Genomic DNA, 14160 nt, shown 5'->3' with positions numbered 1-14160 from the left:
GCGATGTCTTTCCGGCACGCCGGCCAGCGGCGCATCGTGGTTAGGAAAATGTCAAACCTTGCCCCCTACCCCTCTCGGCAGGACCATATTGGAATTGGGTATGAGCGCGTTCGGGCGTCGGAACGGAATGGGTGGCGGACAGCCGGCGAGGCCGGCGTTCGGCGTCGCGCGCCCGATGCAGAGCAGCGGCGTGGCGCCGCGGCCGGCGGAGGACACGCCGCCGGGCAGCCAGTTCCCGCCGATCGAATCGGCTTTGCTCGCGCCCGAGGACCCGCTCGCCCCCGCGCCGCCCGCCGGCACCGTCGATGCGATGGCGCGGCTGACCGAGCGGCAGAATGCCAGCGGCGATGCGGGCAGCAGCCGCAACGAGGGCTTCGAAGCCTCGATCCACAAGATCAAGGAGCAGGTGCTGCCGCGCCTGCTGGAACGCGTCGATCCGGAAGCCGCGGCGACGCTGAGCAAGGACGAGCTCGCCGAGGAATTCCGCCCGATCATCGGCGAAGTGCTCGCCGAACTGAAGCTGACGCTGAACCGCCGCGAACAATTCGCGCTGGAAAAGGTGCTGGTCGACGAGCTGCTCGGCCTGGGGCCGCTTGAGGAATTGCTCGCCGATGCCGCCGTCACCGACATCATGGTCAACGGCCCCGACCAGACGTACGTCGAGCGCAAGGGCAAGCTGGAGCTGGCGCAGATCCAGTTCCGCGACGAGGAGCATCTGTTCCAGATCGCGCAGCGCATCGTCAATTCGGTCGGTCGCCGCGTCGATCAGACGACGCCGCTCGCCGACGCCCGTCTGAAGGACGGCAGCCGCGTCAACGTGATCGTGCCGCCGCTGTCGTTGCGCGGCACCGCGATCTCGATCCGTAAATTCTCCGCCAAGCCGATCACGCTCGACATGATGGCGGGGTTCGGCAGCATGAGCCCCAAGATGGCGACCGCGCTGAAGATCGCGGGCGCCAGCCGGTTCAACGTCGTCATTTCGGGCGGTACGGGTTCGGGCAAGACGACGATGCTCAACGCCCTGTCGAAGATGATCGACCCGGGCGAGCGCGTGCTGACGATCGAGGACGCGGCCGAATTGCGGCTGCAGCAGCCGCACTGGCTCCCCCTCGAAACGCGGCCCGCCAACCTGGAAGGCCAAGGCGAGATCAGCATCCGCGACCTGGTGAAGAACGCGCTGCGTATGCGCCCGGACCGCATCATCCTGGGCGAAATCCGTGGCAGCGAGTGTTTCGACATGCTCGCCGCGATGAACACCGGCCACGACGGATCGATGTGTACGCTCCACTCCAACTCCCCGCGCGAGGCGCTGGCGCGCATGGAGAACATGGTGATGATGTCGGACATCAAGGTACCCAAGGAGGCGATCAGCCGCCAGATCGCCGACAGCGTCGACATGATCATCCAGGTCAAGCGCCTGCGCGACGGCAGCCGCCGCGTCACCAACGTCACCGAAGTCATCGGCATGGAAGGGCCGGTGATCGTGACGCAGGAATTGTTCAAGTTCGAATATCTGGACGAAAGCGCCGACGGCAAGATCATCGGCGAATATCGCTCGATGGGCCTGCGCCCCTATACGCTCGACAAGGCGAAGCAGTTCGGCTTCGACCAGGCGTTCCTCGAAGCCTGTCTGTAAGGCGGGGCGGCCGGATGACCGCGGCGATCCACGCGCGTGACATGGCGGCGACGCGGGATGCGGCGCTGCGCGGACCGGGCCTGTACGACGCGGTCGAGCGCGTCGTCATGGCGCGGCCGCTCGCCTGGCTGATGCTGATCGGCGCAATGTTGCGCGTCTGGGCGGCGCTGACCCCCGGCTTCCATCACCCCGACGCGATCTATCAATATCTGGAGCCGGCCCATCGCCTGCTGACCGGCGAGGGCGTCATCACCTGGGAATGGCGCACGGGCATCCGTAGCTGGATGCTACCCGCCTTGCTCGCCATCCCGCTGGGGATCGGCGAGGCGATCGATCCCAACGGTCTGCTGCCGATGATCCTGCCCCGCCTCGCCACCGCGGCGGCGTCGCTCGGCATCATCTGGGCGGCGTGGGACATCGGGCGACGGCACAGCGCGACCACCGGGGTGCTCGCCGGCGTCGTCGCGGCGACCTGGTTCGAGATCGTCTTCTTCGCCGCCGAAACGCTGGCGGAGCCGATCGCGGTCGCGGCCTTCCTGCCCGCCGCCGCGCTGCTGACCGCAAGGCATACCGGGCCGCGCCGCATCGCCGCGGCGGGCGCCTTGTTCGCCTTCGCCGCGCTCGCCCGGCCGCATTACGCGCCCGCTGCGGCGGTGCTGGTGCTGGTGGAATGGCGGCGCGACCTGTTCGACGGCAAGCGCTGGGCGGTGTTGCTCGCGGGAGCGCTCGCGGTCGCCGCAGCCAGCGCGATCGTCGACGCCGCGCGCGGGCTGGTGCCGTTCGCCTGGATCCTGGGCAATTTCGAACAGAATATCGTCCAAAACGTTTCCGCGCGCTACGGCACCTTCCCGGCGCTGGCCTATGTCGCGTGGTTCATGGAAGTGTGGTCGTGGTGGATGGTGCCGGCGGTGATCGGCATCCTGTACGGCTGGCGACAGGCGCCCGGGCTACTCGCCGCGGCGGCGGTGACGCTGGTGATCCACAGCCTGATCCCGCACAAGGAATATCGGTTCATCTTCCTCGCCTTTACCGTGCTGGTGATCCTGGCCGCGCTGGGCTGGGGCGAGATCATTGCGATCGCCCGTGCGCGGCTGTCGCAGGGGCAGGCGCACGCGGTGACGGTCGGCGTCTTCGCGGCTTTCGCGCTCGCCTCGATCGGCCTGGCGCAGGGCAAGCTCGCGCCCAACCAGCTCTCGCCCAATGCGGACGGCTGGCGGACCTTCGCTTATCTGCGCGCCGATCCAGCCGTGTGCGGCGTCGCGCTGGTCAAGCCCGCCAGCTTCGCCGTGCTGCCAGGTGCGGTCGCGCTGCGCCAGGGCACGCCGATCAGCATGTTCTGGACGGGCGATTCCGCCGATCCCGCCGACCGCCCCATGGCGAATGCGCTGGCGCATCAGGCGGGGTTCAACCGCATCGTCACCGCGACCCCGGACACGCTGCGTGTCCCCGCCGGCTGGCGTGTCGACCATTGCGAGCAAAGCTGGAACATCCGGATGTGTGTGCTGGCGCGCAGCGGCGGCTGCACGGGGGCAAGCGAATCCCCCTTCCTCATCAACCGCGCCATGGCCCGCACGGGTTTATAGGCCGGCGGGTTTATAGGTCGGTTCGGGCGCGCTAGGGTGTGCCCAATGCGCGTCCTCCTACCGTTCGCCCTACTGCTGCTCGCCGCGGCGCCTCCGCCTGCGGGACGCGAGGGCGTTGCGACGCTTGCCGCGGATACCGATGCGCGCTGGGTGCCGTTCGACCTGACGCCGGGCAACCAGATCCGCTTCACGCTGACGCTGGACGGGGCGCCGCTGACCGCGATCCTCGACACGGGGGTGAGCTATTCGGTGCTTGCCCGCGCCGCCGCCGATCCGGCGCGGGTGCAGAGTGACGGGCAAGCGACCGCGATCGGTGGGGCCGGCAGCGGCGCGGTTGCCGTCGGCTGGCAGCCGACGCGGACGCTGACGATCGGCGGGCTGACGCGCACCGGCGGCGGCGTCACCGTCGCCGACCTGCCCGCGCTGGCGACGGGCAGCGCCAAAGCGGTCGACATGCTGATCGGGCGCGACGCGATCGGCGGGCAGGCGCTCGACATCGATTATGCCAATCACCGGTTCCGCCTGCTGCCGTCGGGGCGGTTGCCGTTCGTCGGCGCGCTGGCGCCGCTGACGATCTCGCCCGCGCGCCATGTGTACGAAAGCCAGATCAGGATCGGGCGCCGTACGCTATCGCCAGTGATCGTCGATACCGGCGACGGGTCGGCGCTGACGCTGTCGGAGAGCGCGGCGAAGCGCGCGGGCGTGACGCGGCTGCCGAGCACCACCACCGTCTCGTTCGGTCTCGCCGGCGAGACGGTGAGCACGCTGACGATCGTGCCGATGATCACGATCGGCGAACAGGCGATCCGTAGCGTCGAAACGCGGATCGAGCCGGCAAACGGCTTTTCGGAGACGATCGGCGTCGCCGGCCGGATCGGATCGGGGCTGTTGCAGAATTATCGCGTGCTGCTCGATCCCGCCGCCGGGCGCATGGTGCTGAAGCCCGGCCCCGATGCGAACCGGCCGCCGCTGCGATCGACCAGCGGGCTGCTCGTCGGGTTGGAGCGCGACCGGCTGAAGGTGCTGCACGTCATGCGCGGCGGCCCCGCGGCGACGGCGGGGTGGCAGGTCGGCGACCTGATCTGCCGGATCGACGGCCAGCCGATCGGCGCGGACTATCCGACGAGCGCGCTCGCCAAATGGTCGATCGGTACGCCGGGCACGATCGTGCGACTGGGCCTGTGCGACGGCACCGTCCGGTCGCTGACGCTGAAGCGCTTCTATTAGAACCGACCGCCGTTCGATGCGGTGTGGGAAGTCCTCCCCCGCCAGGGGGAGGACTATCGACCCGCGTGAAACGCCGATAACCACCTCGATAGACATGGCCGGCAAAGCGCGACGGCGAGAGTGGATTGCAAGCGCGCCGTCCGCGCTCACTTCACCGGCTGGTGGCCGCTGAACGTCACGTTGGTTTTCAGTTCGCCCGATTTGCCCATCATCGATCCGGTCATTGCCATCGCGAAGGATTCGGGGACGATGCCGATGCCCGGCGCGGCGACATAGCGGCTGTTGCTGTCGATCCGCTTGACCGAGGCGACCAGCATCATGCGGAACCCCTTGGTCGAGGTGAAGCGCACGCGTTCGACGAAGGGGGTCGCGCTTTTGGTGTTGACCAGCACGTCGGCCGCGGTGTCGGCGGAGGCGTCGTGGTTGCCGATCTTGAGCTCGCCTGCGGGCAGGCGGTCGAAGTGATAGGCGGCATAGCCCGCCGGCGCCTCGACCCGGCGCGCCGGCGTGCCGAACCAGTCGGCGAGATCGCCGTAGGAGCCGGGTTTCTTCTTGCCCTCGCGCGCCTTGGTGATGTCCTTGGCGGTGGGTGCCTTGCCGTCGACGCTGACCAGCGTCCAGCGCTCGGCGGCGGGGCGGCGGGGGTCGTAGCGTTCGACGATCGTGCGCCGCGCCTGCCCGGTCGTCTCGACGACGATCGTCTGCTGGAAGGCGAAGGCGGTGGCGCGCGCCGCCTGCATGCCCGCGAGCAGTCGCGATTGCAGCTCGTCGGCGTGGGCAGGCACAGCGAACAGGACGGCCGCCGCGGCGGTCGGGATCAGCAGATGGCGCACGGATGTCGTTCCCCGGAAGACGGCGGGGAGATAGGCCCGCGATGGCCGCAAGCGTAAGCCATTGAAGGCAGGACGCAACGGGATTTTGCGGAGGTACGCTTCACCCCTTTGGCCATTCGTCCTGAGCCTGTCGAAGGACGGGTCGCCACACGCGCGGCGCGGCGGTGGACGCCTGCCCGTCGACAGGCTCAGGGCGAACGGGGGGATGGCGCGACAGACTGGCTGGTCGCTGCCCCGGCCCTCAGCGCGTATGCAGCCCGACGCTGACCAGCAGGATCGTCGCGAGCAGCGCCGCCATCTGCACCGTGCGCCAGTCGATGAAGCCGACGCGATCGGGATCGTGGCGCAGGCGCCGGCGGCGGTCGGCGAACGCCGCGACGAGGGCGACGCACAGGCTGGCGCCCGCGCTCCAGAACATCACCGGCACGGGCGCGCGCCGTCAGCCGAGCTTTTCGACCTTGTCCTGCAACCGCGTCAGCTCCGCCTTCAGCGCGGCGATCTCGTCATCCTTACTGGCGGGCGCGGCGGGCGCAGCCGCGGCGGCGGGCGCCATCGCGGGCGTGACGCCGAACGCCTGCGTCGCGGCTTCGAACATCTGCATGTTGCGCTTGGCGATTTCGGCGAAGGGCGAATGGGCAAACGCGCCCTCGACCGCAGATTTGAACTGTTCCTGGTTGCGGCGGAAGCTGTCCATCGACGCCTCCAGATAGCCGGGCACCATCGACTGCATCGAATCGCCGTACATGGCGATCAGCTGGCGCAGGAAGCTGACGGGCAGCATCGTCTGCCCGCGGCTTTCCTCTTCCATGATGATCTGGGTCAGCACGTTGTGCGTGATATCGTCATCGGTCTTGGCATCGACGACCTTGAAGTCGCGGCCTTCGCGGGTCATCGTCGCGAGATGATCGAGCGTGATGTAGGACGAGGTCTCGGTATTGTAGAGCCGCCGGTTGGCGTATTTCTTGATGATGACGACGCCGTCGCCCGGCTGTTGCTTCTTCATACGCGTCCCCTGCCCGTTCCGGTGTTATGCCCGTGATCGAACCGCATGCTACGCCTCAATTTTCCGCACCGCAACACGGTCCGCGACCGTTGCCCTTGTTCCTCGACATGCTGCGCAGCGAAACCGCAGCATATCCCGACCGGATGGCGGCCGCGCTCGCCGGGCTGACCGCCTATCAGCAGGCGCCCCGCCCCCCTGCCCCGCCGCCGATGCCGGCGCTGGCCACGGCGGGGCGGGCGGCGTTGCGTTATTATGGCGGGCGGGGGCGGATGGTGGTGTGCGTGCCGTCGCTGATCAATCCGCCCGCAATTCTCGATCTGGGCGCGGTATCGCTGGTGCGCTGGCTGGCGGCACAGGGCTTTCGCGTCGCGCTGGTCGACTGGGGCGCGCCGACGCCGGCGGACCGGGACATGGACATGACCGGCCATGTCGAATCGCTGCTGCTGCCGCTGATCGAGCAGCTCGATGCGCCGCCGGTGCTGGTCGGCTATTGCCTGGGCGGCACGATGGCGACCGCGGCGGCGGCGGGTACGAGCGCGGCGGGCCTCGCCACGATCGCGGCGCCGTGGCGGTTCGATGGCTATGGCGCGGCGCGGGGCGGGATGCGCGACCTGTGGCAGGCGGCGCTGCCGACCGCGGAGGCGCTGGGCGTACTGCCGATGGAGGTGCTGCAGGCGGGATTCTGGCGGCTCGACCCGGCGCGCACGATCGCAAAATATGAGGCGTTCGGGCGGATGGCGCCCGACAGCGAGGCGGCGCACGCCTTCGTCCGGCTGGAGGATTGGGCGAATGCCGGCGAGCCGCTGCCGCTCGCCTGCGCGCGCGACCTGTTCGATCGCTTCATCACCGCCGATGCGCCGGGACAAGGGCAATGGACGATCCGTGGGCACAGCGTGATCCCTGAGGCGCTCGCCTGTCCGACGGTGGAGTTCGTCTCCACCACCGACCGGATCGTCCCCGCCGCCACCGCGGCAGGCCTGGCCGATCATCGCGAACTGGCGCTGGGCCATGTCGGGATGATCGTCGGCGGGCGCGCCCGCGCATCGCTATGGCAGCCGCTTGCCGACTGGATCGCGGCCCTGCCCGCCGCTAGATAGGCGGCGCACAAGGAGATCATCATGACCGAGATCGTCATCACCGCCGCCAAGCGTACCCCCGTCGGCAGCTTCCTGGGCGCGTTCGCCGCCACCCCGGCACACGAACTAGGCCGCGTCGCGATCGTGGCCGCGCTGGAACAGGCGGGCGTGAAGGGCGAAGAGGTGTCGGAGGTGATCCTGGGTCAGGTGCTCACCGCGGCGCAGGGGCAGAACCCGGCACGCCAGGCGTCGATGGCCGCCGGCATCCCCAAGGAAGTGCCCGCCTGGGGCGTCAACCAGGTGTGCGGATCGGGCCTGCGCGCGGTGGCGCTCGCGTGCCAGGCCATCCAGACCGGCGATGCGTCGATCGTCGTCGCCGGCGGGCAGGAGAGCATGTCGCTCAGCCCGCACGCACAGACGATGCGCGGCGGCACCAAGATGGGCAACGTCAGCCTGGTCGATACGATGGTGAACGACGGCCTGACCGACGTGTTCAACGGCTATCACATGGGCATCACGGCGGAAAACCTCGCCGAGCAATATCAGGTGACGCGCGGCGAACAGGACAGCTTCTCGGTCGCCAGCCAGAACAAGGCGGAGGCGGCGCGTGGGTCTGGCCGGTTCAAGGACGAGATCGCGCCGGTCACGATCAAGGGCCGCAAGGGCGACACGATCGTCGCGGACGATGAATATATCCGCGCCGGCGCGACGCTCGACAGCGTCAGCGGCGTGCGCCCGGCGTTCAAGAAGGACGGCACCGTCACCGCCGCCAACGCCAGCGGCCTGAACGACGGCGCCGCCGCGCTGGTGCTGATGAGCCGCGAGGAAGCCGAGAAGCGCGGTGCCCCGGTGCTCGCGACGATCAAGAGCTGGGCGAGCGCGGGCGTCGACCCGTCGGTCATGGGCATCGGCCCGGTGCCGGCGTCCAGGAAGGCGCTGGAAAAGGCCGGCTGGACCGTCGCCGACCTCGACCTGATCGAAGCGAACGAGGCGTTTGCGGCGCAGGCGCTGTCGGTGTGCAAGGAACTGGGCCTCGACCACGCCAAGACCAACGTCAACGGCGGCGCGATCGCCATCGGCCACCCGATCGGCGCCAGCGGCGCCCGCGTGCTGACTACCTTGCTGTACGAAATGCAGAAGCGCGACGCGAAGAAGGGCCTGGCGACGCTGTGCATCGGCGGCGGCATGGGGATCGCGATGTGCGTGGAGCGGTGATTGGGTAAACGTCATTGACGCAATTAATGAGTTATGGAAACAATCCGTACGTACTTTTGTGTCTTTTCGGCGACAGTTTCGAGTAATGTGACGCTTCGTTCATCACCCTGTTAGAAATCGACTTGTTTCGTTTCATCGGACTGCGTCAACATGGCCCCCTGTTTAAGGCAAACGTGCCGAAAATAGGGGACCATAATGAAGACTTGGCTGCTTTCCGCGAGCGCGCTCGCGGGCGGGCTGTTGCTCGCCCCCTCTGCGCTGGCTCAGACGACGACGCTTCCGCCGTGCTCCGATACAGTGACGGAAAACTGCCAGCGGCAGGAAGCTCCGGCGGGCGCGTCGATCGCCGACACCAACAAGGATGACTCGGTCCGTCCGGGTGAAGACATCGTCATCACCGGTTCGCGCATCCGTTCGCCCAACGCCGAATCGGTCGTACCGATCACCACGGTGTCGGCCGCAGAACTGACGCAGACCGCGCGCACGTCGATCGGCGACGTGCTCAACGACCTGCCGCAGCTCAACAGCACGTTCAGCCAGTCGAACTCGACCCGCTTCCTCGGCACGTCGGGCCTCAACCTGCTCGATCTTCGCGGTCTGGGCACGTCGCGCACGCTGGTGCTGGTCAACGGTCGCCGCCACGTCGGCTCTGACATCCTGAACAACGCCGTCTCGGTCGACACCAACACGATCCCGACCGACCTGATCGAAGCCGTCGACGTCGTCACCGGCGGCAACTCTGCCGTTTATGGTTCGGATGCGCTCGCGGGCGTCATCAACTTCCGCCTGAAGCAGACGTTCGACGGCCTGCAGATCCGCGCACAGGGCGGCGTCAGCGACCGCAAGGATGCCGGCAGCTACTTCGTCAGCATGACCGGCGGCAAGAACTTCGCAGATGGCCGCGGCAACGTAGCAGTCAGCCTGGAATACGCCCGCACCCAGGATCTGTTCGCGTCGAACCGCAAGGAATATCGTCAGACCGACGGTTTCATCACGACCAACATCGACGCCGCGGGCCCCGGTCTGGACGGCAAGTTGAACTATGACGGCGTGCCGGACGCGGTATTCTTCCGTGACATTCGCGTCGGCTCCTTCTCGGACGGCGGTCTCGTCTCGTTCGCTGGCGCCGGCCTGGGCGCGACGGCAGCCGCGCGGTGCGGTCGCGATCCGCTGGGCCGCGCCTACACCTGCAACTATCTGTTCCAGCCGGGCGGTTCGCTTGCGCAGCAGACCGGCACGCGCGTCGGCATCGCCGCGGGCAGCGCAGCGGCTCCGTCGGCAACGCCGTCAGGTTCGTTCATCGGCGGCAACGGCAACACCCGTCGCGAAGGCGTGCTGCTACAGCTCCTGCCGCAGCTGGACCGCTATTCGGCGAACCTGATCGGCCACTTCGACGTCTCCGATGCGTTCAAACCGTTCGTCGAAGCGAAGTACGTCCGCCTCGACAGCGTCGGCCTCGGCGGTTCGGGTCCCGCGTTCTTCACCGGTTCGACGATCGATGCGCTGTATGAGCGTCCGCGCCTCGACAACCCGTTCCTCGACGCCAACTCGCGCGCCACGCTGACCGCACAGGCGCTGGCGGCGGTCGATGCCGGGATCAGCCCGACCACCGGCGCGGCCATCACCGCGGCACAGGCCGCGACGCTGCGTACGCAGATCAACAGCGGTGCGTATCGCTTCATCCTGCGCAAGAATCTGACCGACCTCGGTTCGCGTCGTGAGGATGCGCGTCGTGAAACATACCGGTTCGTGGCGGGTGTCCGCGGCGACATCACTGACACGCTGAACTACGAAGTGTCGGCGAACTACGGCGAGTTCAAGGAAGCCACCCGCGTCCTCGGCAACGTCGACGTCCAGCGCCTCAGCTTGGCGCTCGACGCGGTCCGCAACGCCAATGGCCAGATCGTATGCGGCGCGCAGATCGATCCGACCCGTTTCGCGTTCGGAACTGACCTGGGCGGTGACGCCGCCAACCTTGCCAATGACATCAAGAACTGTCAGCCGCTCAATCCGTTTGGCGTCGGCAGCGTTTCGGACGCGGCGCGCAACTTCGTGCTCCGCAACACGACGTCGCGCGGCAAGATCACGCAGCTCGACATCCTTGCCAACGTCGCCGGCGATACGTCGAAGTTCTTCAACCTGCCCGGCGGCGGAATCGGCTTCTCGATCGGCGCGGAATATCGCCGTGAGACGAACTTCTTCCGGGCCGATCCCTACGTCGAGAAGGGCTACACCTTCTACAACGCGCTGGCCGCCTTTACGCCGCCGGCCTTCGAAGTGAAGGAAGCGTTCGGCGAACTCCGCCTGCCGCTGCTGAAGGACATCACGCTCATCAAGGAGCTGACGCTCAGTGGTGCAGGCCGCGTGTCGGATTACAAGGGTTCGGCAGGTACGGTCTACACGTACAACCTGAACGGCACCTATGCGCCGTTCGAGGGCCTGCGCTTCCGTGCGAACTATGGCCGCGCGGTTCGTGCACCGAACCTTTCGGAACTGTATTCGGCAGCGGGGCAGAACTTCGCACCCGGCTTCGCCGACCCCTGCTCGGCCGACAACCTGGGTCGTGGCACGCAGTTCCGCCAAGCGAATTGCGCCGCCGCGGGTATCCCGACCACCTATAACTACCAGTACGCCCAATCGCTGGAGATTCGCAGCGGCGGCAACCCGAACCTGAAGGTGGAGAAGTCCGACTCCTACACCTATGGTGCGGTCATCAGCCCGACCTTCGCGCCCGGCCTCGTCTTCACGGTCGATTATTACAACATCAAGGTGAACGACGTCATCACGGCGGTCAGCGCCCAAGGCATCGTTAACAACTGCTACGATTCGCCTTCGATCACGAACAACCAGTTCTGTTCGCAGTTCCAGCGCGTCGCAGCCGGCGGTACGGGTCCTCGCGGTGAGCAGGCCTATCGCATCATCGAAGGCAGCCTGCTGCAGTCGTCGCTGAACTTCGCCAGCCTGAAGCGTCGCGGCATCGACATGGACCTCAGCTATTCGCGGCGGTTCGGCGAGACCCGGATCGGTGCGGAGGTAATCTACACCCACATCCTCGAAAGCAGCAGCTTCCTCAATCCGCTGCAGCCCGCTTTCGCGGACACGACCGTGGGTGAACTCGGCTATCCGAAGGATCAGTTCACGGTTAACCTGGGTGCAGACTTCGGTCTGATCACGCTCGACACGCAGTTCCGCTATCTGTCGAAGCAGTCCGTCGGCGCGATCGAAAACCACATCGCGTTCCAGGGCCGTGCGCCGCAGAACCTCGACGATTTCGACATCCCTTATTATCCCGACGTCCTGTACATCGGCATGAAGCTGGGCATCGACATCGGCGAGAAGTCGAACTTCTACATCGGCGTCGACAACCTGACCGACCGCCTGCCGCCGCTCGGCGCGACCGGCATCGGTGCGGGCAGCGCTATCTTCGACAATATCGGCCGTCGTTTCTACGCGGGCGTCACCGCTCGCTTCTAATCGCGATCGACATCGAAAAGACCTTTGGGGTCGGTGGTTTCCACCGGCCCCTTTTTCGTTCATCGTCCCATGATGGCTGAGGACATTAGCGCGACCGCCCGGCGACTGTTGATGGAAGGGCGACGGGACGCTGCCGTGGCGCTGATCGAAAGTGCAGTTGCCAAGGAAGATCCCGATGCCCTGTTCCAGCAAGGCCTTTGGCGATTGATGGGAGATATCCTGGCCCGCGATCTTCCAGCGGCGCGCATTGCCTTCCGGCGTTCCGGGGATCTGGGCCACGGGGAAGCACGGCTGATTGACATCGCCTTGACCGCCAATGGAAGCGGAGCGCCAGCGGACTGGTCGGAGGCAATGCGTCTTTTGTCAGGGACGGTAGCCGCCGGCGATGCCCATGCGAAGCAGCTGGACATGTTGCTGGCGGCGATGGGTTTAGATGAGCGTGGCGATCCGATCCGCCTGCCAGCAATCGAGTCCCTTGTCCCGAACGGCAGCGTCCGGCGGGTGCGTGCATTTATGACGCCAGACGAATGTGCCCATATCGCGCGCAGTGCGGCCGATCTGCTGGCGCCGTCGCAAGTGATGGACCCGCGAACCGGCCGGGCGACTCCGCACCCCATCCGCACATCTGACGCCGCCGTGATCGGCCCTGTGCGGGAGGACCCTGTCATTCGAGCGATCAATGTGCGCATCGCGCGGATCAGCGGCACCGCCGTCATGCAAGGCGAAGCGCTTACCGTGCTACGCTATTCGCCTGGCCAGCAATTCAAACTGCACTCCGACGTTCTGCCGCATGTTCGCAACCAACGCGTATCGACGGTCATCGTCTATCTCAATGAAGGTTTTGCCGGGGGCGAGACGCTCTTCCCCCATCACGACCTGAAGATCGTGCCGAACGGCGGCGATGCCATCATCTTCGATAATGTCGATGCCAAAGGTCGACCGCTCGATAGCGCACGCCACGCCGGCGCCGCGCCGCGTTCAGGCGTCAAATGGATCGCCACCCGCTGGATCCGCGCCCGGCCGTTCGACGTGTGGCAGGGACCGGAATCGGTTTAGGCGTCCCACACCCGCACATACCGCTGCCCCATTCCCGTCAGCAGCTCGTACTGCGACAGGCCGCTCTGCGCCGCCGCGTCCGGCAGCGCGAAGTCGATCGCCAGCCAGTCGCCCTCCGCCACGTGCGGCGCGGCCGTCACGTCCACTGCCAGCAAGTCCATCGAGACGCGGCCGATGACGGGCAGCGTGCCGCCGCGTGCGCTGCCGCGGTCGGAAAAGGCGCGGAGGTAGCCATCGGCGTAGCCGAGGTTGAGGATGGCAACCTCGGTCTCGCGAGGGGCGGTCCAGGTGGCATTGTAGCCGACGGTGCCGCCGGCGGCGACGGTGCGGCGCTGGAGGATCTGCGCTTCGGGCTGGACGACCTGGCGGATCAGGCCGGCAAAGTCGGACCGCGGGATGCCGCCGTAGAGCGCTATGCCGGGGCGGGTCAGGTCGAAGGCATAATCGGCGCCGAGCGCGATGCCGGCGGAATTGGCGAGGCTCATCCGCCGCGCGCTCGTCGCCCCGCGCAGGGCGGCAAAGGCGGCGAGCTGTCGGGCGTTCATCGCGCTGTCCTCATCGGCGCAGGCGAGGTGGCTCATCAGCGTGTCGATGGCGAGGCCGTCGAGCAGGCCGGTCCGCACCGCGTGCGGTGACACGCCGAGGCGGTTCATGCCGGTATCGACCATCACGTCGCACGCACCGCCGCCCGCGGCCTGCCAGCGCGCGACCTGCGCGTCGGTGTTGAGCACGGGCCGCGCGATGCCGGTCAGGGCAGTCGCCATGTCCTCGTCGCGTACGCCGTGCAGCACCGACAGCGGCAGCCGCAGCGGGGCGAGCCGTTCGGCCTCTGCCCAGGTGGCGACGAAGAAGTCGCGACATCCTGCCTCGCGGAGGTGCGATGCGACCTCTGTCGCGCCCAGGCCATAGCCGTTCGCCTTGAGCGCCGCGCCGCAGGCCGCGCGGCCGCTCATCCGGTCGAGCATGCGCCAATTGTCGGCGAGGGCGGCGGGGTCGAGGCGGAGGCGGAGGGGAGCAGTCACGCGTCAGCGCATAATCGCGCACGCCCCTTGCGTCG

Annotated in this window: 11 protein-coding genes; 7 read left to right on the top strand and 4 right to left on the bottom strand. The window is 67.3% G+C overall.

The annotated features are described in order from the left end of the window. Nucleotides 1–100 precede the first annotated feature (100 nt). The 3 genes from GGR47_RS01015 to GGR47_RS01005 are packed head-to-tail and all read left to right on the top strand — an operon-like array spanning nt 101 to nt 4446. Nucleotides 101–1636, top strand: a complete 1536-nt coding sequence (locus GGR47_RS01015) for a TadA family conjugal transfer-associated ATPase (RefSeq protein WP_029720768.1) — start codon at nt 101–103, stop codon at nt 1634–1636. Between the two features lie 14 nt (nt 1637–1650). Then, nucleotides 1651–3219, top strand: a complete 1569-nt coding sequence (locus GGR47_RS01010; protein ID WP_147036867.1) for a glycosyltransferase family protein — start codon at nt 1651–1653, stop codon at nt 3217–3219. A 45-nt stretch (nt 3220–3264) separates the two neighbouring features. Beyond that, nucleotides 3265–4446, top strand: coding sequence for an aspartyl protease family protein (locus GGR47_RS01005; protein WP_147036868.1), 1182 nt, complete (start codon nt 3265–3267; stop codon nt 4444–4446). Nucleotides 4447–4592: 146 nt separating this feature from the next. Here the strand turns inward: GGR47_RS01005 and GGR47_RS01000 are convergent, their stop codons facing one another. The 3 genes from GGR47_RS01000 to phaR form a co-directional block, all read right to left on the bottom strand. After that, nucleotides 4593–5279, bottom strand: coding sequence for a hypothetical protein (locus GGR47_RS01000; RefSeq protein ID WP_147036869.1), 687 nt, complete (start codon nt 5277–5279; stop codon nt 4593–4595). Nucleotides 5280–5520: 241 nt separating this feature from the next. Next, on the bottom strand, nt 5521–5706 hold the full coding sequence (locus tag GGR47_RS00995; protein WP_116732672.1) for a hypothetical protein: 186 nt from the start codon (nt 5704–5706) through the stop codon (nt 5521–5523). A gap of 12 nt (nt 5707–5718) precedes the next feature. Further along, nucleotides 5719–6282, bottom strand: a complete 564-nt coding sequence (phaR, locus tag GGR47_RS00990) for a polyhydroxyalkanoate synthesis repressor PhaR (protein WP_147036870.1) — start codon at nt 6280–6282, stop codon at nt 5719–5721. Nucleotides 6283–6371: 89 nt separating this feature from the next. On the opposite strand from phaR, the gene GGR47_RS00985 reads away from it, so the two are divergent. The 4 genes from GGR47_RS00985 to GGR47_RS00970 all read left to right on the top strand — a co-directional run bounded on the left by GGR47_RS00985 (nt 6372) and on the right by GGR47_RS00970 (nt 13103). Then, nucleotides 6372–7379, top strand: a complete 1008-nt coding sequence (locus GGR47_RS00985) for an alpha/beta fold hydrolase (RefSeq protein ID WP_147036871.1) — start codon at nt 6372–6374, stop codon at nt 7377–7379. 21 nt (nt 7380–7400) lie between these two features. Beyond that, nucleotides 7401–8573: an acetyl-CoA C-acetyltransferase gene (locus GGR47_RS00980; protein WP_147036872.1), complete on the top strand. Its 1173-nt coding sequence runs from the start codon at nt 7401–7403 to the stop codon at nt 8571–8573. 195 nt (nt 8574–8768) lie between these two features. After that, entirely contained in the window at nt 8769–12047 is a 3279-nt protein-coding gene (locus tag GGR47_RS00975; RefSeq protein WP_017977441.1) for a TonB-dependent receptor domain-containing protein, read from the top strand. Nucleotides 12048–12182: 135 nt separating this feature from the next. Further along, on the top strand, nt 12183–13103 hold the full coding sequence (locus tag GGR47_RS00970) for a 2OG-Fe(II) oxygenase (RefSeq protein WP_244305193.1): 921 nt from the start codon (nt 12183–12185) through the stop codon (nt 13101–13103). Here GGR47_RS00970 and alr read toward each other — a convergent pair. Further along, nucleotides 13100–14125: an alanine racemase gene (gene alr, locus GGR47_RS00965; protein ID WP_147036873.1), complete on the bottom strand. Its 1026-nt coding sequence runs from the start codon at nt 14123–14125 to the stop codon at nt 13100–13102. The two genes, GGR47_RS00970 and alr, sit on opposite strands and share 4 nt — an antisense overlap. Nucleotides 14126–14160 lie beyond the last annotated feature (35 nt).

Origin of the sequence: Sphingomonas aquatilis (assembly GCF_014196115.1) — a bacterium.
Lineage (GTDB): Bacteria > Pseudomonadota > Alphaproteobacteria > Sphingomonadales > Sphingomonadaceae > Sphingomonas > Sphingomonas aquatilis.
The sequence above is the reverse complement of the archived record's forward strand: the minus strand, read 5'-3'. Positions and strand labels throughout refer to the sequence as shown.

Excerpts from the sequence above, each read along its gene's own strand:
- GGR47_RS01015 (WP_029720768.1), top strand. The coding sequence starts at position 101 with ATGAGCGCGTTCGGGCGTCGGAACGGAATGGGTGGCGGACAGCCGGCG.
- GGR47_RS01010 (WP_147036867.1), top strand. The coding sequence starts at position 1,651 with ATGACCGCGGCGATCCACGCGCGTGACATGGCGGCGACGCGGGATGCG.
- GGR47_RS01005 (WP_147036868.1), top strand. The coding sequence starts at position 3,265 with ATGCGCGTCCTCCTACCGTTCGCCCTACTGCTGCTCGCCGCGGCGCCT.
- phaR (WP_147036870.1), bottom strand. The coding sequence starts at position 6,282 with ATGAAGAAGCAACAGCCGGGCGACGGCGTCGTCATCATCAAGAAATAC.
- GGR47_RS00980 (WP_147036872.1), top strand. The coding sequence starts at position 7,401 with ATGACCGAGATCGTCATCACCGCCGCCAAGCGTACCCCCGTCGGCAGC.
- GGR47_RS00975 (WP_017977441.1), top strand. The coding sequence starts at position 8,769 with ATGAAGACTTGGCTGCTTTCCGCGAGCGCGCTCGCGGGCGGGCTGTTG.